This is a genomic window from Dokdonia ponticola (assembly GCF_042653865.1).
Taxonomy (GTDB): Bacteria; Bacteroidota; Bacteroidia; order Flavobacteriales; family Flavobacteriaceae; genus Dokdonia; species Dokdonia ponticola.
Genome location: NZ_JBHSFV010000006.1, coordinates 126,997 through 151,046 on the forward strand (window position 1 = coordinate 126,997; position 24,050 = coordinate 151,046).

Genomic DNA, 24,050 nt, shown 5'->3' on the forward strand with positions numbered 1-24,050 from the left:
AGACCTTTTTGATTCTTAATAATGCATTTCATCCATACAAAGGTGTTTTATATCGATGTTTTTAATTAATTTCCATAAAAAACCACCATGCAATTACACGGTGGTTTTTAGATATATTTTAATTATCAATCACGAATAGTTGGTCATGAACCACATTGTTATCGATGACGTTTTATTTTAAAATCTCAATAATTTGTGTGGCAAGCTCAGTTCCAATACGGTCTTGTGCTTCTTGTGTTGCTGCACCAATATGTGGCGTAAGTGATACTTTAGGGTTCATTAATACTTTAATGGCAGGTTTTGGTTCGTTTTCAAAAACATCCAGTCCTGCAAAAGATAACTTCCCACTATCGAGTGCTTCAATAAGCGCTACTTCATCAATCACACCACCACGGGCTGCATTGACAATCACAGCACCTTCTTTCATCATTGCCAACTCACTCTTTCCTATCACATATTCTTTTTGAGCAGGAACGTGTAGGGTTATGAAATCCGCTTGTTTTAATAATGCGTCTTTTGCAATGGTTTTGATAGTAAATGAAGCGGTTTGTCCGTCAAAAAAGGAAAGATCAATCGTTGCTTTTTCCATAAAAGGATCACTCGCAATCACATTCATCCCGCAACCAATGGCAATTTTTGCCACTTCTTGTCCGATACGACCAAATCCTAGGATACCTATGGTTTTTCCGCGGAGTTCGACTCCTTTCGCGTACGCTTTTTTAAGATCTTTAAATTTAGAGTCTCCCTCTAGCGGCATATCTCTATTGGAGTTGTATAAGAAACGAACACCTCCATATAAATGCGCAAATACCAATTCTGCTACCGATCCAGAAGAAGCTGCTGGGGTGTTAATCACATGCAATCCTTTTTCACGCGCGTAGGCCACATCAATATTATCCATTCCTACACCCCCGCGTCCTATAATTTTAAGATCAGGACATGCGTCTATCACGTCTTTGCGAACGGTCGTTGCGCTGCGAACTAATACGACATCAATTTTTTCAGTATTGATGTAGTTGGCTAGTTGCTCTTGTGCTACGGTTGTGGTAATAACTTCAAATCCTGCTTTTTCTAATGCATCAATTCCTGTTTGTGATACACCATCGTTTGCTAATACTCTCATACGAATGCCCGCGTAGGCGGGTAATTTATAATTCCCATACTTCGACTACGCTCAGCATAAACTCGGTAGGGAATCTTATTATTAATCAATTTATTTTATTCTTGTTGCAACTATTCATTTATTTAAGCATCCAGCATCCAGCATCCAGCATCCAGCATCCAGCATCCAGCATCCAGCTTCAATCTCTTTACGCCTTTCTCTCCAATTCGCTCATCACATCTACGAGTGTTCCTACACTTTCAACACTTAATGCATTGTACATAGAGGCTCTATATCCGCCAACACTTCTGTGACCGTTTAAGCCATTGATACCAGCTTCTTTCCACATCGCATCAAAGGTTTCTTTAAGGTCTCCATCAGTAAGGGAAAAGGTTGCATTCATCGTAGATCTGTCTTCTTTCGCGGCAAATCCTTTAAACAACGGGTTTAATTCTATCTCTGAATATAGTAAGGTAGCCTTACGGTTATTGACCTCTTCAATTGCTTCTACGCCTCCTTTCGCTTTAAGCCAACGCATGGTAAGCATTGATACATACACGGCATATACTGCAGGGGTATTGAACATACTTCCTTTGCTTATGTGGGTTTTGTAATCCAGCATACTCGGAATCGCACGGGTTACTTTTCCTAAAATATCCTCTCGGATCACCACCAATGTCGTTCCTGCGGGACCCATATTTTTTTGTGCGCCTGCATAAATCATATCAAATTTTGAAAAATCTAGCTTTCGCGAAAAGATATCACTACTCATATCACAAATTAAAGGACAATCTACATCTGGGAAGTGTTTAATCTGCGTTCCAAAAATGGTATTGTTACTTGTTAAGTGTAAGTAATCCAATCCTTCGGGTAAAATAAAACCTTTAGGAATAAACTTATAGTTGGCATCTTTACTAGAAGCCACTTCAATCACTTCTCCAAAATGCTTAGCTTCTTTAATGGCTTTGTCACTCCAAGTTCCTGTATTGAGGTATCCTGCTTTTGTTTGTAGTAAATTGTATGCAGTCATTAAAAACTGCATACTAGCACCTCCCTGTAAAAACAATGCTTTGTAGCCTTGTCCTTCAAGCCCTAGTAATTCTAAAGCAAGGTTGCGAGCTTCATCCATCACATCCATAAAATCTTTACTACGGTGTGAGATCTCTAAAATGGATAATCCTGAGTTATTAAAATCTACTATAGCTTGTGAGGCTTCTTGAAAAACTTCTTGTGGTAAAATACAAGGACCTGCGCTAAAATTATGCTTTTTCATAGGGTATGTTTTATCCCGCTAATGGGGTTTGATATTCGACTTTTTGAGTTGAATCTTATTTCTATTTTTAAGGACATCTTATGAAGATATCATAAGCCCCTTTATTAAAATACAAAGATGCCTAAAATGCCATAAAAACCTGTTATCAATATGATAATTTATAAACTATTTTCTTAACAAAAATGCAATAGTATCCACACCATCAGCATAGTCGTGCAATGTTGGTTTTTGAGTTTCTCCAAAGGAAACCGTTGGGATATCCAGTCCTTCTCCAACAACACATTGTATCGCATCTGCATGTTCTTGTAACGTATTATATAATGATTCTAAAGAACTATACTTTTCATAAAACAGCGTAGCAATAGGGGATCCGAAACTCGCATCTTCTTTAAGCATTAAAAATCCATTTTCTAGCATCTCAAAAAGACTCATCAAGTATACGGCCTTGTTATAATCGTAATTATTGGCATATTTTGCTTGATTGATGATGTCCTTCCAAGCGTAAATAGCACTAAAAAACGCATCAAAATTATAATTTTCAGGGACATATAATTTAGAAACATTACGGCATCCTAAGCCGTAGTATCTAAAAATATCTTCTGAAAGGGCTTCTAGTTGTTCAGGGGTTTCGTTACCTGTTAACACTGCCACTGAGTTTCGGTTTTTGCGAATGATATTTGGTTTTTTGCCAAAATAATAGTCAAAATAACGCGCCGTATTATCACTTCCCGTGGCAATAACTGCATCATAGGCTTCTAACTTTTCTTCGGTGAAGGTGATCATTCCTTTATATTCGGGTGCTACATATTCTAGATATTTGGCAAGAAAGGGGAGGAGGTGTTTATCGTTACTGGATTGTTTAACGATCACGGAATGCCCTGTAATGAGAGCCGATAAGAAATCGTGGAACCCCACCAACGGGATATTCCCAGCCATGATAATGGCGATGGTTTTGGGAGTATACGCTTTCGTACTTCGACCATGCTCAGCATAAACTCCCGCGGACTCATACGCAGCTAACCATTCAGAAAGGTTCTTTTCAGATAGTAATTCGGCCCATCCCTCGATGGCAAAAAGCACATTTTCTTTGGTAAACCAGCCATTGTGTTGCCCCGCTAATTTGATCTGATGTTGAAACCCTTCAAAAAAAAGATCGTTATACGGAACTCCTTCTTTCTGAGTAATTTCAGTCCTAGAAAATTGAGATAAAAATTGTCCTAGTTGAACAAAAGCGTTAATTCTTTGTTGTAATTCCATACACATTTGCCTAATCTATAGATAGACACTATTTTTGTGCAAAGTTATTGAAAAAAGAACCTATGGCAATTATCATCACAGACGAATGTATAAATTGTGGCGCATGCGAACCCGAATGCCCTAATACAGCGATTTATGAAGGAGCAGACGATTGGCGTTATTCTGATGGAACGAGTCTAGCAGGGAATGTGGTATTACCTAACGGAAAAGCGGTCAATGCCGACGAAGCGCAAGAGCCTGTAAGTGACGAAATCTATTACATCATCCCAGATAAATGTACGGAATGTAAAGGTTTTCATGATGAGCCTCAGTGTGCAGCGGTATGTCCAGTAGATTGTTGTGTGCCCGATGAAGATCACGTTGAAACTGAAGAAGAATTATTAGGAAAGCAGGCATTTATGCACCCTGATAATTAATATAAAATACTATTTGAAATCAAAAAAGCACCTCGATTGAGGTGCTTTTTTTATGGAGATTTGTTATTATTTGTTGTAATTAAAAAGAAGCTGTCTAAAAAGATTTATTAATACCAGTTATTAATTGAATTTACTGGAAAAGAAAACGATGATTTTTTTCTTTATATGAGAAAGAAAACTAAAGCATAGCCTAAGCTACGGTTTCTTTTTTCTTGTGAAATAGAAAGGAAAAAAGGGTGTTTTATTACAGTAAATTCAATTGGTAAATGGTATAACATGTCAAACTGAGCACTTCGATAAACTCAGTGTGCCACTTGTCGAAGTTTTTATCTTCTGATAATTAGAAGCCCTTCGACAGAGCCTGTCTTGAGCTTGTCGAAAGGCTCAGGGTGACAATACGTTATTTTGACACTTTTTAGATAGCTTTTTTTGCAAATTAAATATCTATGGTGTCTAATTACTTATCAATCCCTGTCCTTCAATCCAAGGCGCTCCTGCATTTTTCAAATCTTTTTCAAGCGAAGGAAGTGTTGAATTGACAATAGGTAGTAATTTTGCCTTTACTTTTTTGAGTTGACTTTGTACTCTGCTTAATAGCATTTTATGTTCTTCTGTAGGGCCATAGGTGTTTCCTAATGCTCTCCAGCCTAAAGAATTCCCATCACTTGCTGTCGGGTTGGATCGCTCACCAATCTCATCTTTTACAGGATTACCGTGCAGTTCTTTATCAATGTCTAATAAAGTCGTTTTCGCATCGTGTAAACGCTTATATAAATCATCTGTCGGAGACGTTGCTTTTTGTAAAGCACGTAACATCGCATCTACGGTCTGCTGACTTTTAGAGAGCTCAATATTCGTGGCAGTTAAATCCTGCTGAAATGCAAAAGCAGCTTCTCTAAAGTCATCCGTTTCTTTGTAGGGTTTTCTAGGTAATGCTCCATCAAATAAAGGCTCCACATTAAATGATTCCGGTCCTTGTAATACCGTCTGTGATCCATCTATTTGTTTTACTAAAGTGACTGTATACGTTCCAGGTGTAGCCATGACACCACTCCCTCTGAAGCCGCGACGACCTCTTGGTGCTTGTAAACGTTCTCCACTTTTGTTAGGATAGCTTAAATTCCAACTCACGCGATTAAAGCCTTTCTTGTTAGTCCCGTTTACGGTATTGACTACCTGTCCGTTGGCATCTTTAATAATCAATACGATGGAAGGACCATCTTGTCTGCTTTCTTCTTCAAGCGCATCCCAACTTGGAAATTTTACATCTCCTTTTTTCTCTTTTTCTTTTCTCAGGTCTTTTTTCGATTTGAGTTTTGAAGGCATGTAGTAGGTGAAATTAGCCCCAAAATCTGGATTTTTAGCTATCCACTCAGCATCACCTTGACTTCCCACACGACTTGATTGTCGGTACCAATGTGCTGTTTTTATAGGAAAAAGCGTTGCTTCTTTGTTATTCATGCTTGGCGCGAAATTTCGTAAAGGTGTAATGTCATCTAAGATGAAAATCCCTCTACCGAAGGAGCCTGCAACCAAATCATTTTCGCGTCGTTGAATCGTAATATCACGAATCGGAATGGTTGGCATTCCGTCTTTTAATTTTAGCCAATTGGCACCTCCATTTGAGGTGAAGTATACGCCAAACTCGGTGGCAGCAAATAGGAGATCTTTCTTTACATGATCTTGTACCAATCGCCATATTAAGAGTTTGTCAGGTAAATCGCCGTTGATTAATTTCCATGTATTTCCTTTATCAGAACTTTTAATGATGTACGGTTTATAATCTCCATATTTGTGATTGTCTAGGGCTGCATACACCACATTCGCATCAAAAAGATCGGCGCGAACATCATTGACAAAAGGCGTTGTAGGGACACCTTTAATACTATTTAGAGTGATTTTCTTCCAACTAGCTCCTCCATTTTCGGTGACTTGGATGAGACCATCATCGGTTCCTGCATAGAGAAGACCTTCTTGTTTTGGAGATTCCGCCAGTGATGTAATCGTGTTATAATTAGACATCGCAGAAACATCCCATGCATTATCCCAACTTTGTGGTTGGTCGTAATACGGAAACTGAGAACGATCTTGATTGAGGGTCAAATCTCCAGAAATTGGTTCCCAAGCATCGCCTCTGTTTTCAGATTTCCAAACCCGTTGCGAAGCAAAATAGAGTCTTTTAGGGTTGTGCGAACTCACAACAATAGGAGCATCCCAATTAAAACGTTCATACGGATCTCCTTCTCTTGCTTGGGGTTGGATAAAGACCGTTTCTCTTGTTTTACTATCAATTCTCCATAGCGCACCCTGCTGAAATTCTCCATAGGTAATGTCAGGATTTCCAGGTTCTGTAGCTGTTTGGGCGCCATCGGCACCTAGGGTTTTCCACCAATCGGCGCTTGCAATACCATCAGAGCTAATCGTCTGTGAAGGACCTCCGTGTGATCCATTGTCTTGTGTTCCTCCATATACATTGTAAAAAGGAAGCGCATCGTCTACCGCAATTTTAAAGTATTGTGTAATGGGTAAGTTCCGTACATATTTCCAGCTATCAGTGTTATCAAAGCTTTCATAGAGTCCTCCATCGGTTCCAATCAATAAATAGTTAGGGTCTGATGGTTTAAAAACCAACGCATGGCTATCACTATGCTGATTGGATCGCTTCATATTGGTGAAGGTTTTTCCATGATCGGTTGAAATCAACGCACTATTATTCATCATAAATAATGTTCCTTCATAATGCGGTGAAGCAATGAGTTCCTGATAATAGTGTGGTCCTGTACCTCCCGATACAGCATCTGATTGTTTAGTCCACGTAGCCCCTCCATTAGAAGTCATATATACCCCCCCTTTTCGTCTATCGAGTTCAATAGCGGCATACACAATATCTGAGTTAAAAGGCGACATTGCCAATCCTATTTTACCGAGGTTTGATTTCGGAATTCCATTTGTAAGGGGTGTCCACGTATCACCACCATCGGTACTTTTATGAAGTCCTGATCCAGGACCTCCTCCAAGATATCCAGCAACTGTTCTGTGTCTTTGCCAGGTAGCTGCATATAATATGTCTGGGTTATTTGGGTCTATAAGTAGATCGGTTGCGCCTACCCATACGTCATCTCCTAAGGTGCGTTTCCATGTTTTTCCTCCGTCTGTCGTTTTAAACACCCCACGGTCTCCACCTTTACTCCAAAGGGGGCCTTGAGAAGCAACCCATACAACGTCTGAATTTTCGGGATGTACAATAATTTTAGAGATATGTTCTGAATTTTCCAGTCCCATATTCTTCCATGATTTTCCGTCATTTCGACTGACATAAATCCCGTCGCCAAAGCCGACGTGACGTCCTCCTACATTTTCACCTGTTCCTACCCAAACGGTACTTGGCGTGGTAGGATCTATAGTCACACATCCTATGGAATAGACTTTTTGATTGTCAAATAAGGGTTTCCAGGTGGTCCCTGAATTGGTCGTTTTCCAAACGCCTCCTGACCCGACACCGACATACCAGACATTTTCATTGTCTGGATGAATAGCGATATCAGCGATTCTTCCAGAGGTCATGGCAGGGCCAATGTTTCTAAAGGCTAATCCGCTAAAGGGGTTTTTAGATTTTTCTTGTTTTTCTTGTGCGTGAAGTGTCATGCTAGCTGATAACAGGAATAGCATCACAAATTTAATTGCAATCTTCATTTTGGTGTGGTTTTAGTGTTTGTTTGTGCGTTTTCTTTTGGTTAAAAAAGACATACTCTTTAAAGCTACAAAAAATGTATGAGGACTTTTGGGGAGTGCTTAAAAATTAACGAAGTTTTGGGGGTATGTAAGTCGCTTCGCTTCTGGATCGCTGCGCTTCTGGATCGCTTTGCTTCTGGATGTAAGACCGCTGCGCTGTAAGACGTAGGAGGTAGGAAAAAGAGTCAGGATCGCTGCGCTTCACGAATCAGGAATCGGGACTTTTTGTTGTTTCAACAGCGTTTTTGATTTTGATTTTGGTTTCAGTTTCAATTTCGAATTCGTAGGTTTTTTTAGGGTCGTGCGTTTTTGGCATCGCTGTATCTATAGATGCCAAAGCCTTTGATTTTTAGGTACTCTTTATTGGTAATGTCTGTACTCGTATTATATTCAGCACTCCATTCTGTAAATGCATCTTCAAATTCATGATCCATTCCTGTGGTTGTAAAATAATCCCATATTTCTGGAGATGGCGACATTTGATAGACGTTAAATAGAATTACAATAATGACTTCCCTGTCAAGTTCCAAATACTATATTCCTGACCTTGTAAAGGTCTGTGCGAGCATTTTAAAATCGAAATTGAAGTCGAAATCAAAGTTGAAGTTGAAGTTGAAGTTGAAGTTGAAACTTAGTTAGCTATGGGATCTTTCCTATGGTCGAGATGACTGGGTACGCTGCTGCCTGCCGGCAAGGCAGGTTCGCGAAAGCGGAATAAAAAAACACAAAAAAGTTGAGGTATTCTTTTGAGATACACTTATTTTCGCGCCTTCTTAAAACATAAAAATTATAAAAACTACAAAATGAAAAATTTAAAATTAGTATTCCTATCGGCTTTAGTCTTTACGCTTGTTACTGTTTCATGTAAGAATGATGATGATGACAACACTACTGTTGAAGCTACAAACAGTATGACAATCAACGGGGAAGAGTTTAGTATTGAGACTGGATTTTTAACTGAGTTTGGAGAAAATAGTGATGGAAGTTTTGATTGGGATGTAACTTTAATTTCAGATGGATTTACCATCGATATCAACAACGAAACTGTTACAGGAATTGGTTCTTCTATCTATTTAGATCTCAACACCAACAGTGCTACAGGACTTGTACCTGGTACGTATACATTTTCTAACGAAAGAGCAGAATTTACGTGGGTTGACGCAGAAGGGGTTATAGATCTTAATGGAGAAACGGGTGAGGGGAACTTCTTTTTCGCTGAAAGCGGAACTGTTACCATTACAGGAACAGGTAATAACCAATTAATCGTGGTAGATCTTGTAGATGAGAATGGTAATGAAATCACCGCTTCTTACGAAGGTGCTTTACAGTTATTGTAAATCACGTTTATCTGGTCTTAGTGCAGGTATAGAAAGACCTAAAAAATAATACACACTTTAAAGTCCGTTGTAATTCTATATTACAACGGACTTTTTATTTTAGGTTTAGTTATATTTAAGGAAAATACATAACGATGAAGAAATTCCTTTTAATCTTCTTTTTTGGAACCATTTCGCTTCAAGCACAAGTAAAAGCATTGGTAGGGGGAACCCTTATTGATGGATATGGAGCCACCCCTATTAAGAATAGTGTGATTATTATCGTAAATGATAAAATTCAAACGGTAGGGACTGTAGATACGGTAAAAATTCCTGCGGATGCCGAAATTATTTCTACCGAAGGAATGTCTGTACTTCCAGGTTTATGGGATATGCATGTGCATACCATGATTAATGGACATGCAGATTATGCGTATTGGGACAAGACTTATTTACCACTATTAGAAAATACGATTATGCCTGCATCTGCAGAACAATTATTGATGGCGGGTGTTACCAGTGCTCGCGATCTAGGAGCACCTTTGGAGGAGAGTATCTCGGTACGCGATCGTATTAATAATGGAGAGATTCCTGGAGCGACTTTATATGTATCAGGGCCTTTTATACAGAAGAAGCCTTATCCTGGGACAGAAGCTTTTCGTTGGGGGGTCAATGGGGCAGAGGATGCTCGGAAAAAAGTAAAACGTCTAGCCGATGCGGGTGTAGATTGCATCAAATTGATTGATCAAGATCAAATGACTACGGCCGAACTTCAAGCGGTCGTTGATGAAGCTCATAAACATCAACTAAAGGTCGTTGCTCACGGACACCGCCCTATGGAAATTATTGCGGGTTTACAAGCAGGAGCCGATTGTTTTGAGCACACGGGACTTTCTTCGGCACCTCGCTATCCTGATGATGTGATGGACGCTATTAAAGCGCGAACCGCACAAATGAATTTAGGGCCTTTGTTTTGGTGTCCTACGGTAGAGGGCTTATATAATTATGAATATGTACGTGACAATGGCGAACATCTCGATAATGATTCTTGGCATCGCGGACTTCACGATACGATTGTAGCCGATATTAAAAATAGTTTTAAACATAAAGATAGACTTCCCTATTTTCAACTTACGCCAGCACGTAAACCTACTTTAGAAACTAAAATAAACCAACTTATAGATGCTGGTGTGGTGCTTATGATAGGAACAGATAGTGGGATTCCTATGAAATTTCATAGCCAGTCTACTTGGAACGAACTAGATGTCTGGGTAAACGAATTTGGTATCGACCCAATGTATGCCATACGCGGGGCTACGTATTGGCCGTCCTTATGGATGGGGGTTTCTGAGGAAGTAGGTACGATTACCGAAGGTAAATTTGCCGATATTATTGCAGTAAAAGGAGATGTATTACGGCATATTAGTTTGCTTCAAAATGTGGATATGGTTATTAAACATGGAAAACGTTATAAGTAGTATCACTGATAATTAAATAAGAGGTTGTAAGGTTAGTTTCATTACTACTTCTTCACCTGAAGTTTTTTTGAGACGTACGACGATGGTCGTACCTTCTTGTTTTAAAACCTCCCTATAGGCTTTTAGAGTTGATTCTGATACACCATTTATAGAAAGCAGTTCATCTCCTTGAGCAATGCCTTTTTGAGCTGCTTCTGTATCTTTAATCACGTCGCCAATTACTATTTTTTGATCTACTTTTTTAAGGGTGAATCCCACAAGAGGGACGTCAAAGGCTTCTAGATAATGATGGTTCGGTTTTAGATACAAGAGATCTTCTTTGTAATCTAAAATCATATCAAAACGATTGATAATATCAGCACCTAAAATGCCTGCAAAGCCTTCTTGAGCACTAACGCCATATTCGGTTTGTGCAATACTCACAGGAAGATTGCTAAAATCATTTCCTAATAGCGAAACTCCTTGTAGCATTCCTTTTGTAGAGGTGGAGGTGGCTGTCAATCCTCTAGAGGTGATCTCTATGGTTTTATCAAATTTTGTAGTCAGCTGATGTTTATTTGCATAGGGTGTATTAAAGAGAATGCTCAAATTAGCACCACTGTCAAAGAGGAAATCGCCCGATAAACGCGTACCATCCTTAAAAATACAATCCATCGTAACCATGGGAATGGGACCGCTTAGGTCTACTTTATGAGGTGTATATCCATTGGTATTAGCAATATCTTTTACATTTTTGTAAAGATGTAGTTGCTTTTCAGCGAAATCAAACTGAGTCACAAAACGGTTAATGACATCTGCTCCGATAATACCATCTATAGATGTGCCTGAGCGATTGCTTAGTTCTTGTAAATCTACAAGGACAAGATGTAAGTTGTCAAAATTTAGATCGCCGATCTCTAATGTTCTATTGACGGCGATTTCATATTCTTGCGAGCCCGAAGCACCCGATGCATATTGTTTGGTATCTGCTGTAATTCCTAAACGAGTAGCTACTGCTTTATCCATTACGGCTGTTGAAGCGCCTGTGTCAAATACAAATTGAAGAGGTGTTTCCTCTCCAGGGACTTTAACAGGAATATACACAAGCCCTTCTTTCTCAAAAGGAATACTCGCTACTTGACTCGCAGCTATGGAGGTAATGGTGACAAACAGTAAAAAAAGAAGATGTCTCATTATTTTTTTTGATAAAAATAAACAACCCTTTACTAAAAAAGGGTTAATGACTGTTAACGTATCCTATTTTAAAGCTTCATGAGAAATGTCAAAAGTCCTACGAGTAGTATATTTATCAGGTATAATATGCGTTTTCAGCGATTTTTACTTAAATTACAGGTTCTTAGAACCCATCAAATTAATGAGCTGTAAGTATTTATTTTATGCTTTTATTTTAAATGTTCACTTTTTTACTGTTGCTCAAGAAACGGATACTGTCATAGAAGATTCTATGTATACGGAAGTTGAAAGAGCCTATGGCTTATTTGACCAATTTGATTATGGAGAGGCCATAAAAATTTCTGATAAGGTTATTGACTATGCGACAAAAACAAACAATAACCACTTAAAGGCAAAGGCGTATAATGTTTTAGGGAATACGTACTATAACACAGGTAATGATTCTCTTTGTTTTGATTATTTGTTTAAATCAAGAGATTATTTTCTTAAATCTAAAGACATTGGAAACGCTATTAAGGTCACAAGTGATATTGGTGTTACCTATAGGGAGTTTGATAGTATAGCGACCTCTAATGTCTACTTTAAAGAGGCTATTGAGCTTGGGAGATCTTCTCAGAATAAAGACGAGATCATATACCCGCTGTATAACTATGGAAGATATTTATATGCGTATGAACAGGATTATACCAATGCACTTATTTATTTTCAAGAGGCTTATGAGTTATCCCAATCATCATCACTTGTCAAAGGAAGATCTATCGTTGGGTATTTGTATATGAAAATGAGTGATTGCTATTATGAGCTAGGAGACGAAACCAATTATAAGTATTATTACGACCAAAGCATTGCATACGCTCAGGAATATAGCTTTTATGGTATTTTAGCGACTCTTTATAGGTCAAAATCAGAGCGTTATTATGCTGATAATAAGCCAGAAGAAGCGTTTCTTGCTCTGAGAGAATACACACAAGTAGCTGATACAATTTATACCTTTAGAGAACTAGAAATCGCTAAAGAAGTAGAAGCAAATATCCGAATTAAGGATACTAAAGAAAAACTTATACAAGCGACGGTAGAAAAAGAAAAACAAGCAATTGCTTACAGGAAATCTCAGGTATCTAATGTTATTTTTATTATGCTAAGTATCGTTCTTTTACTGGGCGTATACGCTATATTCAAAAAAAATAAACAACTTAAGATTGCCAAAGAAAAAGCAGAAGCTTTATCTAATGTAAAAAGTAAATTTTACTCAGAGATTAGCCACGAGTTACGCACTCCGCTATACGCCGTTATTGAACTTTCTAGATTACTATTAAAAGAGAATGTAAATAGTAGTCATAAAGAATATTTAGAGTCGCTTAATTTTTCAGGAAATCACTTATTATCTCTCATTAATAACGTACTTCAATTAAATAAAGTAGAATCAGGAAAGATGACATTAGAATTCTTAGAGTTTAGACCTAAGATTTTAATTCTGAATATTGTGGAGAGTTTGGAATATGCCATAAGGCACAGTAATAATAGAGTCCAACTAGCCTATGATGTAAATATACCAGAAGTACTTGTAGGGGATTCTTTAAAGCTCTCACAAGTACTTATCAATCTCATCTCTAATGCGATTAAGTTTACTAATGATGGTATGATTAGAATTACTACAAAGTTGCTAGATGAACAAGAAGATGAGGTAACGGTTTATTTTGCTGTAAAAGATAATGGTATTGGGATTTCTAAAGAGAATCAAACTAAGATTTTTGAAGAGTTTTATCAGGAGCATGATCCGTCAGAAAAGTCTTTTAAAGGCAGTGGGTTAGGGCTTTCTATCGTTAAAATGACATTAGATGCTATGGGAAGCTCTATTGATATTGAGAGTGCCAAAGGCGAAGGAGCTACTTTTAGTTTTGTTTTAAAACTATCGACTTCTAACAAGCCCATAATCAACGAAGAAGATTTGATAGACTTATCGCAAGACTTACGTCATAAGAAAATATTGGTGGTCGATGATAATAAGATCAATTTGCTAGTCACTAAGAAAATTTTAGATCAATATTATATTCAAGCTGAAGTAGTAGATTCTGGTAGTAAGGCCATTGCACGTTTAAAAGAGACTCGATTTGATTGTATCCTTATGGATATTCATATGCCAGAATTGGACGGATATGAAACCACAGAAAAAATCAGAGAGCGTGGAGATCAAACACCTATTATAGCTTTAACAGCTACCTCTACCGAAGAGGTAGAGCGAAAAATAAGTGGACGGCAGATGAATGGGTATATCTTAAAACCTTTTATCACCGCAGATTTCATCCAGAAAATCCATGATGCGGTGATGCAAAAACAAGAAGAATTTTAATCAGGTTTACACGTTATTCGATCATTGAGGTGTACATATTCCAAGGCTCGTCTAAAGAGAGCTTGCTTTCATTATTTTTTTGGGCGTGCATTAAACATACCGACATGCAAGAACGTACCTATCTTACGCGCTCTATTTTTTAAGGTAGCTGCTTTCTCTCCTACATATAAATCATCGATGGTTTGTATCCAGTGATTTAACCAAATACCAAAATGTTGTTCATTAATAGTATACCCTTCGATGGCATCTACTTCTTGGTGTTTTTGTAAAGGATTCCCTTTAAATTTTTTAGAGAAAAAGAGCTGTGCTTCCCAAAAATCAGTGAGGTGTACCAAATGTGCTTCCCAATCATGAATATGACGATTAAAAATAGGAGCTAGGTACACATCCTTGCGTATACGGGTGTAAAAGGAAGTGACAAGAAGCGCGATATCTGCTCTATTGGTAATCTCTTTTTTCATAAGAATTGCAAGGTAGCCACAATCCTCTGAATATCGTTTAATAATTCAAACATACCTTTGGATGTATTGCTGTGTCCGCTTTCGCGAAAGCGTATAAACAATCCCTCTCTTTTGCATTAATTACTAAGATTGATCAATGGCCAGATCGTATCTTTAGATTGGATGATGTTTTTAAACCTTTGATTAGAAGGTATTGGATTCCCTTTTAAATCCCAAAATGACCATTTTGATATAGCTGCAGAATCTGTGTAATAGGAGTATGGGCACCCTCCATAATCAGTGACATGAATTAATGTATTATAGTATGGGCCTTCAGCGATCTTAATTGATTCATTTGCTATATATTTCCATACACCTGACCTATATGAATAGGGGATTTCTTCATAAACAATCCCACAAAAACCATAAGCGTCGTGTATTGATATACCATAAGCTTTTAAGGAAGCTAACGAATTTTTATTTATGCTAGATTCTTCATTTTGACAATTGGAAAACAATAGAAGTAAGCACAAAAAAAATAAAAACCTTATAGTATTCATAAAGTATAGGCTAAACGTTGTTTTTTATACAAATAGCGCTTCTTATTTGATTAGAGTATGCAACACTCCAATATCCCCTTTTTTATTGATGGTAGTTGCTTTTACTTTTAACGGCATGTTCTCTGAAGAAATGGGTAGTTTAATGATTGCTTCTCCATTTTCATCAGTTTCTACCGAAGGATTCCAATATACTACAGGATCATTTTTTTGTTCTCTTTTAGAAAGACTTTTTTGATATTCTTCAAAAGAAATAGCAGGTTCATATCCTTGAAAATCTAACTGTGCTTTCTTTCTTGAGATGTTCTCGCCAGATGCAAATCTTGTGTAGACAACAATGACTCCTCCAGCACCTCTAGCTCCGTACATTGCGGCATCTGTGCCCACTAATAATTCAATTCTTTCTACATCAGAACTACTTACCATATCAACTAACGGACGTAGTCTTGATGTACTTGGGCCTGATAAGACACCTCCAATTCTCCTATTATTATCTTGATATAAGGGAATACCATCTATCACGTAGAGTACAGGACCTCCAGAAGAAGAAGTAATTGTTATAAATTGTGCTTCGTTTAAATCACCCACTCCAGAAACTTGAACACCTGGTAGTTCAGAGAGCATTTGTGCAATGCTTCTTGGTCGCTCAGGATCTTGGTATTTAATGCGGCTATTAGGAGGTTTTACACCATAGAGAGAAGGTTTTTCTTCTTTTTTTGTTTTTCTTCCGCTTAGCGCAACTTCTTCTAGTAGTTCAGATCCTTCAGTATCAAAAGGCTTTTGAGTACGCGTATTTATTTTGGCTTCAGATTCTATAATCGTTTTTTTAGCTTTTTCAACTGTTTTTATAGAATTCTGCATAAACTCTTGAATGGGTTCTAAGGTAACAAGTCTAGACTTTGTATCCTCTCCTTGGGTTCTAAAAACAATGTTGGTTTCTCCGTTAATCTGAAGGTTTTTTAATCGTAAAATTCCATCTTTATCCGTGGTTGCTTCTTCTATCCGGACTTCGTCTTGATTGGTAAACATCACTTGAATGATTGTGTTTTCCAATAGACTATTGTTAAGATCGTATGCATAGCCTGTAATTTCCAGCCCTTTTTGTATGGGAAATATCACTTTCTCTTGATCTTTTATCGTTTTTTCAGTGCTATACGTGTTATTTTTTGATGAAGTAAGCACATACATGTCCTGTAAAAAGCGACGGTTTCTATCATTAATTGTTGGATCTGACTGCGATTCAAGAGTGTTGAGAAGATCTGTGTTTTCAAATGCCATTGGAGTGCTTTCTTCTTGAATCACACTTAACGCTACTTGTGTTTTAACAGGTTTATTGTTTTGGTCTGTGACTTTTATTTTATACACCATTTCCTCACTCGTTGAGGTAATTTGATTCCAAGTGATTTGTAATGGGGAGCCATCTATCCATATAGGCCTATTCACTAGTTGCGCTCCTTCCTGATCTATCAGTTGTAATTCCAACATTCCCTTGGGTATTTTTTCTTTATCTAGTTTTATGATAGCACTATTGTTGCTAAAAGATACATTCTTTTCAAAGTAGGGGATCCCTCGTAATGTTCCGATAAGTTTGAGCGGTGTTTTTACACTTTTTTCAGAGCGTATCACTTGTATATTTGCTACTGAGGGCTCTATATTATTGATTTGGATAAGATACCCTTCATCTTGACTTTCTGGGAAAGGGTATGAGGTGTTGTCTTCCAGCTTTAAGAAATAACGAATGTTTTCTTCTGGTTCTACAAAGGCAATACCTACACCAGGTGCATAGGCTTTTACTTTGGTAATAGCCTTCCCTTGCGCATCTGTGATGGTGCCAATAAACCCATCCTTACTTACAAGTTGTGATGGTATCTGAAAAGCTATTTTATTTTTATATTGCTGTAAAAAAGCACCTCCTTCTGGGGTAATGGTTACCCGATTTTCAGTAGCTGTTTGGGTATCTGTAGAGGGGCCTATCTGAATTTGTTTTTGGGTGAATGCAATGTCACTAAAGTTTTTCATCCATTGTGTGTAAGCCTTTACGGTGTATGCCCCTTTTTTGGTTCTTTTGGGAAGTTTTATATTTCCAGTCACCATTCCATTATCGATTTTATGGAATTGTTTTTTTATGATAGCTCCTTCATTATCCTGAAGTTCGATATGTAATACAGTACTATTACTGTACCTGTTTTGTAAAGGGCCCGTTAAGAGATAGGCTTTGAAAAATAACTGATCATTGCTGATTTGTTCATTGGCTAGTTGCAATACAATATGCTCCCGCATGGCGGTCAAAGAGTCTATTTGAGGAACTTGCAGATAGTGTGGAATTTCTGGAAGGTAGGGTCCTTTTTGGGTTGTATTTTGAGAAAAACTCTGAAAAGAAAGCGAGAGACAAATACAGATAATAATACAGTGTAAACGATTGGTTTTCATCATAGCAGTGAAGAATTAAGAATTTATAAATCCTTTTAAATCTATCATAAAGATACGCTCGGAATTTATTTTTATTCTTCTTATTTAGAATGATTTAACATAATCTTCCGCTTTTTTGAGCTCTTTAAAACCCATGGGGTAGAGGTGTATATACAATAGTGAATAGTAGACATTGTCTTTTAGGATTTGTCTTGTCTGGGTTCGCTTTCGCGAAAGCGTATAAAGAAACATCGTGTTTTAGACAGTGATACTGTAATGCTCATTACCAAATATCTGTAATGTATAAAACCATGCCTGTTTTTTCTTCGATGCGAAGTAGTGCATCTCTGACGGCTATAGATCGTATATGAATTTGCGCTCTCAATACATCGGTTTTAGATCGGTTTTCTGGAGACGGGGTGTTTAAAATCCCATAAGTAGCTTTTGAAGGGTCATTGATACAGGTGCGATACCAATCATCAATACTAGCAAATTGATAGGGGGAGAGTTGCCCGTTTTTTATAGCTTCTTTAAACTGAGGAATTAGGCTAGGATAAAGGGTGTCTTTTTTGTTGTAGGCCGTCGATATGGAATTATGATGACTCAATATGGTGGCCATCCAATCGCCCGTGCCTATCAATCGCTCTCCTGGATATCCGTACCTAGAAAGAATTTCAGAGAGCTGTGCTATTTGTTGCTCGCTGTGAGGCGCAAACTTTTTTTCAGCATACCTGTCTTGGGCTTTGGAACTGAATCTAAACAGCGCTTTTATCGCTTTCCATTGATCTTTAGAATACATTTTCTTGACCTGTTGTCGCACGGAAGTTTCTAGCGAATTTTCATAGCGTATTCTAAGCGATGGATACTGCTTTTTTATAGCCTTCCAATCTTCTTTAGTGAGGTACTGTTTTAGGAGGGTATTTTTCTTTATAGATTTTAATGTCCATCCTGCTTGTATAGCTGCTTTGAGATAGGCGAGTGTTTTTGTTTTATCCTCTGTATAGGCAGCGAGTTGTGTCGCTATTTGATACTCTCTTAAAAATACAAAGTCATAGATGGTACATAATTGATCATATACTAAGAGTGCCTCTGTATAGTTTTCAGAGGCAATATATTGCTCGGCTTGTAAGACTTTTAGATGGTATGCTTTATACTCTTTTTGAGGTGTAGCGCTCAGGGTTTCCAATGAAAAAAAGGAAAGGATATAAAAGAAGTATAGCACTTTCATGACGTATCTGTTTTGAATATGATATGACTAAAGTACTTTTTTAAGAATACTTAAAAATCAATGTTTTGTTAAAAATGTATTCGCTACAAGACACTGATTTTACGTAGCATGACTATTCCATGCGTAAAATGGATAAACAAATGGCAATACCTTGTCTCATATTTCCTATTCTGATATTTTCATTAGGACTGTGCTGGTTGTTGTCCATATTGACCGTAGGAACAATCACTGTGGGTACGTCTAAGGCATTAATAAGGGGTACAATAGGGACTGTGCCTCCCATTAATCGTATCATAATAGGGTCTTCATTAAAATCTTCTATAAGTTGGTTTCTTACTTTTTTTCCAAAATCAGAATCTGGGCTGGTTCTAAAAGCATTGACGCTGTGAAGTCCTGTAAACTTTACAATTTTAGGGTATTTTTGTCGTTCGACATCCGTTGGGTCTCTATCAATCACATAATAGCCTTGTTGTTTAATGTGCTTTTTGATTTTTTCTAATTGAGCCCATCCTTCTGTCTCTGGAACAAGTCGCACGTCTATATTGGCGGTTGCATATTCTGGAATCACTGTTTTTAGACCTTTACCTTTCCAGGAGGTCCCTATCTGCCTTACATTTAGAGAAGGATATTGTAGTGATTCTTGGTAGTTTCTCCCTACCTTTTCAGACGCGTAAATACCTAATTCTTTATTCAATTCATTGGCATCATACGGAACAGATTCTAAAATTTCAAAAACCGAAGGATCTATCTCAATGCCTTTGTAATAATCTTTAATCAACACCTTACCACCTTCATCTTTCATACTCGATACTAAGTTTGCTAGGCTAAAAACAGGATTTGGCGCATAATTTCCGTAGTGACCACTATGTTGTGGTACTTTGGCACCATAGGTAGTAATTTCGCAGGTAGCAATTCCTCTACATCCAAAAGAAATTGTCGGTTTATTTGAATTATGCGTTGGTCCATCCATGACAATAAAGTAATCGGATGCATATCGTTCTTTATACATATCTAACGTAGATAATAGTGCCGTAGATTCATACTCTTCTTCTGGGTCAAAGATGACTTTGATATTAAATTTTGGTGTGTTGTTTTTCTCTTTAAGAATGTTAAGCGCAGACAAAAGCATGATGATAGGCGCTTTATCATCGGCGGCAGAGCGAGCAAAAATGCGCCACTCGTCATTAATCTCTCCGTTTAATCGATTCCAATCTATTTTTTGCCATTTGCCGTCTTCGGTCTTTTCTTTTAAGACAGGGGTAAAAGGATGGTCTTGATCCCACGCATCTGGGTTAACAGGTTGCCCGTCTATATGAAAATAGAACAGCACCGTTTTATAACTAGGGTCATATTCTTTTTCTGCGATTAAAATGGGAAGTGTTGATGTCTCCAGAAATGTCGTTTTGAAATCTAGGGCATCATATTTCTTAGCAGCCCATTGTATATTTTTTAGCATCACTTCCTTGTTTTCTGGAAGATTAGGAATGCTTAGAAATTCTTTGTGAAGTAGTAAGGTGCTTTTTAACCCATCATTGATAATGGTAGTATCGTTGGTTTGACCCTGCATGAAGAACGGAATCAAAAGCAGACATAAGAGATGTGTTAGTTTCATAATAGAGGGTGTCTTTTTTTTAATGTTTATTCGTTATTTACTTCCAATCATTAATTTCGCAATTTTATGGGCATTATCAATTTCTAGTTCTTCTAACGCTCTTGTGATTCTGTTTTTAAAGTCATTTAAACATTTTCGACTAGATTTAATCTCAGATATAAGTCCTTGTTCTGAAAATTTATATTTTTCTGATATATTTTTGAAATCTTTTAAATTGTAATCTGTGTAATCAGATAGTATAATATTATGATCAGTTCGTTTGTAAAAAAGCCACGGATGTCCAATCCATAATTGAGTCCATTGATCTAACTTAGATGTTTCAATGCTTTCCCAATTTTGAATATCAGATACATCCCCACAACAGGATGGTTCAATTATGACCTTGTCATGTTCTATAATTACAATTCCGCCGATGAGCTGTCCTACATATTCTTCAACATCAGATACGTCAATATCTTTTAATTCTTTTTGAAGGATAATTTTTAATTCAGAATCTCCAATCTTATTTATGTCTACTAAATATGAGCCAAGTTCTATGGGTTCTAGATTTTGCAAATTACTATCAGAAATACATCTATACCAGTAATCACTCCAAGCTTTAGGGTCTTTTATTTTTGTAGTTTTTGGATATGCATATTCGTTGTCTGTATAATCCAAAGGTTCAATTTCTATTGTATTGACTATTTTCATTAATTATTCTGAGGTTTGTTTTAAATATTTTACAATAACTTGATAGTAATATTTTAGAAATTAAACCTCCTAAATGTACAGATTATTTATGGGAATGTGGTGTGCTATTGTATAGCTACGAACCAAGCTGTTTGAATGTGGGTATGTTATTTCGCTTTAAGTCAAAAAAAATAAAAAAACCATACATCTCAGGTCGTCAGTTATTTGTTAGCAACTAACTACAAAAAGTTGTGATGATAGCATTAATCTGTTCTATTTTTTAGTTCTTTTAGAATCTTACTTTGAGCTTCTGTTTGTTGGGGGATATTATAGGAATTCCAAAAATCAGGATGATCTGTTTCTGATTGATTTTCTATACTAGCACTGATATCCATATTTCTCTTAAACGGATAACTTGCGACATTATCAGTAATTATTTTATTTATGAATAGCTCTTTTTTAGGATATTTAGTGAAAAGTACTTTCTTAGACGTTAGTCCATCATATATGATCCAAGCATCTTCTTCTTTTTGATATTTTAAATACATTTTCCCTTTGTATTCTTGATACTCAAAAATAACATGATAGGATGCTTGTTGTGCTCCATTAGTAAACCTATCTCGCCAATATCTATTATTTTTTGGTTGTCTTGTGAGCTCTATTTTGATAAAGGCAAATGTTTCTGTATCAATATATAATGTAGCGTTTTGGAAAGGTTTGTCAGTTCCTTCTATTTGATAGACCATCCCATTTTGATAGGGTACGATATCCTCTATTTCATACTTCCAAGAACTTTTTCCTTTTATGGGGCCGTAGTCAAATCTTATAAATTCATCTTCTACTAAATCTATAATTGAATTTTTACGTTCTGAATTTTCATTCCAAGGATGTTGTGGTGCTAAATAATTTGTTCGTACCGCAAGTAATTCCACCTCAGGTTCTTTTCTGGTTGTAATCCCTTTGTATAAAAATTTTGTAGCACATTCTAAATAAGCGACATACGCTTCATCCTCTTTTTGTAAATCTCTTACAAATCCTTCAAGAATATAGGGTTCTGAAGGGTAATTATTTTTAATTTCTTGATATGCTTTTTTGATGATTTGCTTCGCAGTTAATTCTTTTTCTTTGGTAGATGTAATCACTACTTCGTCTAGACTTGTGGTGGTCGAATTTAAATATATGTTTTGATTAGCTATAAAATCATTGGCATTTTTTTCAAGAGATTCATATCCAATGATTGATATGACAATAGTGTTTACTTCACGATGGGACGGAATGTGAAACCTAAAATAGCCTTCGTTATTTGACGTAGTTCCTATTCCTTGTCCCTTTAAATATATGGATGCAAATACAATAGGTTCATTTGTTTCTTTGTCTAAAACGTATCCCGAAATAGTTTTATAATCATTTTGAGCGAGTGATGCTATTGATGATAGTAGGATACTAACAGAAAGAAAAAAGAGAAAAAATTTATTCATGTTTTTATGACGAATAGGGTACAGTTTTGTTACTATATTGTCGCTTTTTTTTAATGATCATATAATTCTGTTAATGGTCTCTGTTTTTGTAAAAGTACTGATTTTGAGCAAGTATATTATTTCGCTTTAAGCGAAAAAAATAAAGAAAGTGATAAACTATACACGCTTATACCAGTTATTAATTGAATTTACTGGAAAAGAAAAGGATGATTTTTTTCTTTATATGAGAAAGAAAACTAAAGCATAGCCTAAGCTACGGTTTCTTTTTTCTTGTGAAATAGAAAGGAAAAAAGGGTGTTTTATTACAGTAAATTCAATTGGTAAATGGTATTATATTTCTTGCAGTGCATATAGGGATACCAAAAGGAAACCCCTGAATCTACTATGAATTCAAGGGTTTATTTTAATCTGTTGTACCTACACTATGATTTTACAGGCACAACTACATTACTTGTGGTATGTGGGAATGTAATTACTTTAGTTCCCGTAGCGGTCGATGATGATAAGGTCATAGACATGCCTATGTTTTGGTAATACATTAAAGCCATTTCAGGAGTCCCGGGGTTTAATAACCAGATTTCCATATCATACGAATTTACCAGCGCATGCTTTGTCTCAAATGTAATATTTGTGATTCTAGGTGCAGGTGCAGATACTTTAAAATGAATGTAATTTTTTGGTGGATTAGCTTTCAAATAATGAACTAACTTAATATTTGTATTGATGTTTGCATTTGTTTCAACACCATCTTTAATGACTGATGCACCATACTTGCTAGCACCATAGGGTGCACCCTCAAAATTAGGGATCGCATTTAATTGTGGAATAGATGGGACGCCAGCGATTGTAGAAAGTTTTGGGGTACCTGGATTGTCTGGTGAGACAATAGGAGGTGGGTTTACGGGGAATTCGGCTGGAGGTGTCACTTTTCCAGTAGCTAAAATGGAATTCCCGTGCGGTACAGACATTTGTTTTACAATAGTCACATTGGGATCTTGTACGGGCAAGGAAGTGACACCATCAGGAAGTGGCACTGGTGCTGATCCATCTGGAGGAAATGCTCCAGAGAATTGACGATCTACATCTAAAAATAACCAAGAACCGTTTTCAGCATGAACCAATGTATATTCTGCACTTGGTGGCACGGGAAACATCCCTCCAGATGAAGGAGAGAAATAGACTCTTTGCTCATAAAAAAGTGTGTTTGCGACTTGAGTAAAACCGCTTCCACGATTTGGCGCTGTTCCAGGAATTTCAGCAAAACTAATTTCTTCTAAATAAGGGAAGTTTTTAAGAATAAATCCGTCGTGAACATCGTCTTGTGGTAATGGCATGGTATTCCAGCTGAATTCACCGTCGGGTACGCTATTCCAGGTACCTACTAAATGAATTAATTGACCCAACCCATTTTTGATGGGTTGTCCAACAGCGGGTATTTCGGGAGTAGTAACAAGAGGGTCGGTGGTTTTAGGAATTGGATTTGACATAATAAGGTGTTTTGGTTGTTATTTTTTTAAACTAAAAAGCTAAAAAGCTCTATTGTGTGAGCCGTTAGTATAT

18 protein-coding genes are annotated in these 24,050 nt (G+C 36.9%); 4 read left to right on the top strand and 14 right to left on the bottom strand.

Translation table 11 applies throughout. From position 1 onward, the window contains the following. Positions 1 to 172 precede the first annotated feature (172 nt). From ACFO3O_RS11230 to ACFO3O_RS11240, 3 genes are all read right to left on the bottom strand, one after another. Complete coding sequence (locus ACFO3O_RS11230; RefSeq protein ID WP_379978783.1) at positions 173 to 1,123, bottom strand: D-2-hydroxyacid dehydrogenase; 951 nt, start codon at positions 1,121 to 1,123, stop codon at positions 173 to 175. Between the two features lie 187 nt (positions 1,124 to 1,310). After that, a complete protein-coding gene (serC, locus tag ACFO3O_RS11235; protein ID WP_379978785.1) occupies positions 1,311 to 2,375 on the bottom strand; it encodes a 3-phosphoserine/phosphohydroxythreonine transaminase in 1,065 nt (354 codons plus the stop codon). A 165-nt stretch (positions 2,376 to 2,540) separates the two neighbouring features. After that, on the bottom strand, positions 2,541 to 3,632 hold the full coding sequence (locus tag ACFO3O_RS11240; protein WP_379978787.1) for an acyl-CoA reductase: 1,092 nt from the start codon (positions 3,630 to 3,632) through the stop codon (positions 2,541 to 2,543). Positions 3,633 to 3,694: 62 nt separating this feature from the next. Here ACFO3O_RS11240 and ACFO3O_RS11245 point away from each other — a divergent pair, with 62 nt between their 5' ends. Next, a complete protein-coding gene (locus ACFO3O_RS11245) occupies positions 3,695 to 4,048 on the top strand; it encodes a 4Fe-4S dicluster domain-containing protein (RefSeq protein ID WP_379978789.1) in 354 nt (117 codons plus the stop codon). Between the two features lie 453 nt (positions 4,049 to 4,501). On the opposite strand, the gene ACFO3O_RS11250 is transcribed toward ACFO3O_RS11245, so the two are convergent. Together ACFO3O_RS11250 and ACFO3O_RS11255 are read right to left on the bottom strand one after the other, a co-directional pair. Next, positions 4,502 to 7,741, bottom strand: a complete 3,240-nt coding sequence (locus ACFO3O_RS11250) for a VPS10 domain-containing protein (protein ID WP_379978791.1) — start codon at positions 7,739 to 7,741, stop codon at positions 4,502 to 4,504. Positions 7,742 to 8,073: 332 nt separating this feature from the next. Further along, positions 8,074 to 8,310, bottom strand: coding sequence for a hypothetical protein (locus tag ACFO3O_RS11255; protein WP_379978793.1), 237 nt, complete (start codon positions 8,308 to 8,310; stop codon positions 8,074 to 8,076). A gap of 273 nt (positions 8,311 to 8,583) precedes the next feature. Here ACFO3O_RS11255 and ACFO3O_RS11260 point away from each other — a divergent pair, with 273 nt between their 5' ends. Next, positions 8,584 to 9,117, top strand: coding sequence for a hypothetical protein (locus ACFO3O_RS11260; RefSeq protein ID WP_379978795.1), 534 nt, complete (start codon positions 8,584 to 8,586; stop codon positions 9,115 to 9,117). Between the two features lie 134 nt (positions 9,118 to 9,251). Then, complete coding sequence (locus tag ACFO3O_RS11265) at positions 9,252 to 10,574, top strand: amidohydrolase family protein (RefSeq protein ID WP_379978797.1); 1,323 nt, start codon at positions 9,252 to 9,254, stop codon at positions 10,572 to 10,574. 12 nt (positions 10,575 to 10,586) lie between these two features. Here ACFO3O_RS11265 and ACFO3O_RS11270 read toward each other — a convergent pair whose 3' ends face one another. Next, positions 10,587 to 11,747: an aspartyl protease family protein gene (locus ACFO3O_RS11270; protein WP_379978799.1), complete on the bottom strand. Its 1,161-nt coding sequence runs from the start codon at positions 11,745 to 11,747 to the stop codon at positions 10,587 to 10,589. A 181-nt stretch (positions 11,748 to 11,928) separates the two neighbouring features. Here ACFO3O_RS11270 and ACFO3O_RS11275 point away from each other — a divergent pair, with 181 nt between their 5' ends. Then, on the top strand, positions 11,929 to 14,097 hold the full coding sequence (locus ACFO3O_RS11275) for an ATP-binding protein (RefSeq protein ID WP_379978801.1): 2,169 nt from the start codon (positions 11,929 to 11,931) through the stop codon (positions 14,095 to 14,097). Between the two features lie 71 nt (positions 14,098 to 14,168). Here ACFO3O_RS11275 and ACFO3O_RS11280 read toward each other — a convergent pair whose 3' ends face one another. The 8 genes from ACFO3O_RS11280 to ACFO3O_RS11315 form a co-directional block, all read right to left on the bottom strand. After that, positions 14,169 to 14,558 (bottom strand): group III truncated hemoglobin, encoded by a 390-nt coding sequence (locus ACFO3O_RS11280; RefSeq protein ID WP_379978803.1) that lies wholly within the window; start codon positions 14,556 to 14,558, stop codon positions 14,169 to 14,171. A 116-nt stretch (positions 14,559 to 14,674) separates the two neighbouring features. After that, positions 14,675 to 15,097, bottom strand: coding sequence for a hypothetical protein (locus ACFO3O_RS11285; RefSeq protein ID WP_379978805.1), 423 nt, complete (start codon positions 15,095 to 15,097; stop codon positions 14,675 to 14,677). A gap of 42 nt (positions 15,098 to 15,139) precedes the next feature. Next, complete coding sequence (locus ACFO3O_RS11290) at positions 15,140 to 17,527, bottom strand: TonB-dependent receptor (protein WP_379978807.1); 2,388 nt, start codon at positions 17,525 to 17,527, stop codon at positions 15,140 to 15,142. 259 nt (positions 17,528 to 17,786) lie between these two features. Next, on the bottom strand, positions 17,787 to 18,731 hold the full coding sequence (locus tag ACFO3O_RS11295; protein ID WP_379978809.1) for a hypothetical protein: 945 nt from the start codon (positions 18,729 to 18,731) through the stop codon (positions 17,787 to 17,789). Positions 18,732 to 18,843: 112 nt separating this feature from the next. Continuing rightward, positions 18,844 to 20,343, bottom strand: a complete 1,500-nt coding sequence (locus tag ACFO3O_RS11300) for a M20/M25/M40 family metallo-hydrolase (protein WP_379978811.1) — start codon at positions 20,341 to 20,343, stop codon at positions 18,844 to 18,846. Positions 20,344 to 20,376: 33 nt separating this feature from the next. Further along, complete coding sequence (locus ACFO3O_RS11305) at positions 20,377 to 21,033, bottom strand: hypothetical protein (RefSeq protein WP_379978813.1); 657 nt, start codon at positions 21,031 to 21,033, stop codon at positions 20,377 to 20,379. 242 nt (positions 21,034 to 21,275) lie between these two features. Next, the gene (locus tag ACFO3O_RS11310) at positions 21,276 to 22,490 is read right to left on the bottom strand and encodes a carboxypeptidase-like regulatory domain-containing protein (protein ID WP_379978815.1); all 1,215 of its coding nucleotides are present in this window, start codon (positions 22,488 to 22,490) and stop codon (positions 21,276 to 21,278) included. A 422-nt stretch (positions 22,491 to 22,912) separates the two neighbouring features. Beyond that, positions 22,913 to 23,977 carry a heme-binding protein gene (locus ACFO3O_RS11315; RefSeq protein ID WP_379978817.1) on the bottom strand — a complete coding sequence of 355 codons (1,065 nt, stop codon included), beginning with the start codon at positions 23,975 to 23,977 and terminating at the stop codon, positions 22,913 to 22,915. Positions 23,978 to 24,050 lie beyond the last annotated feature (73 nt).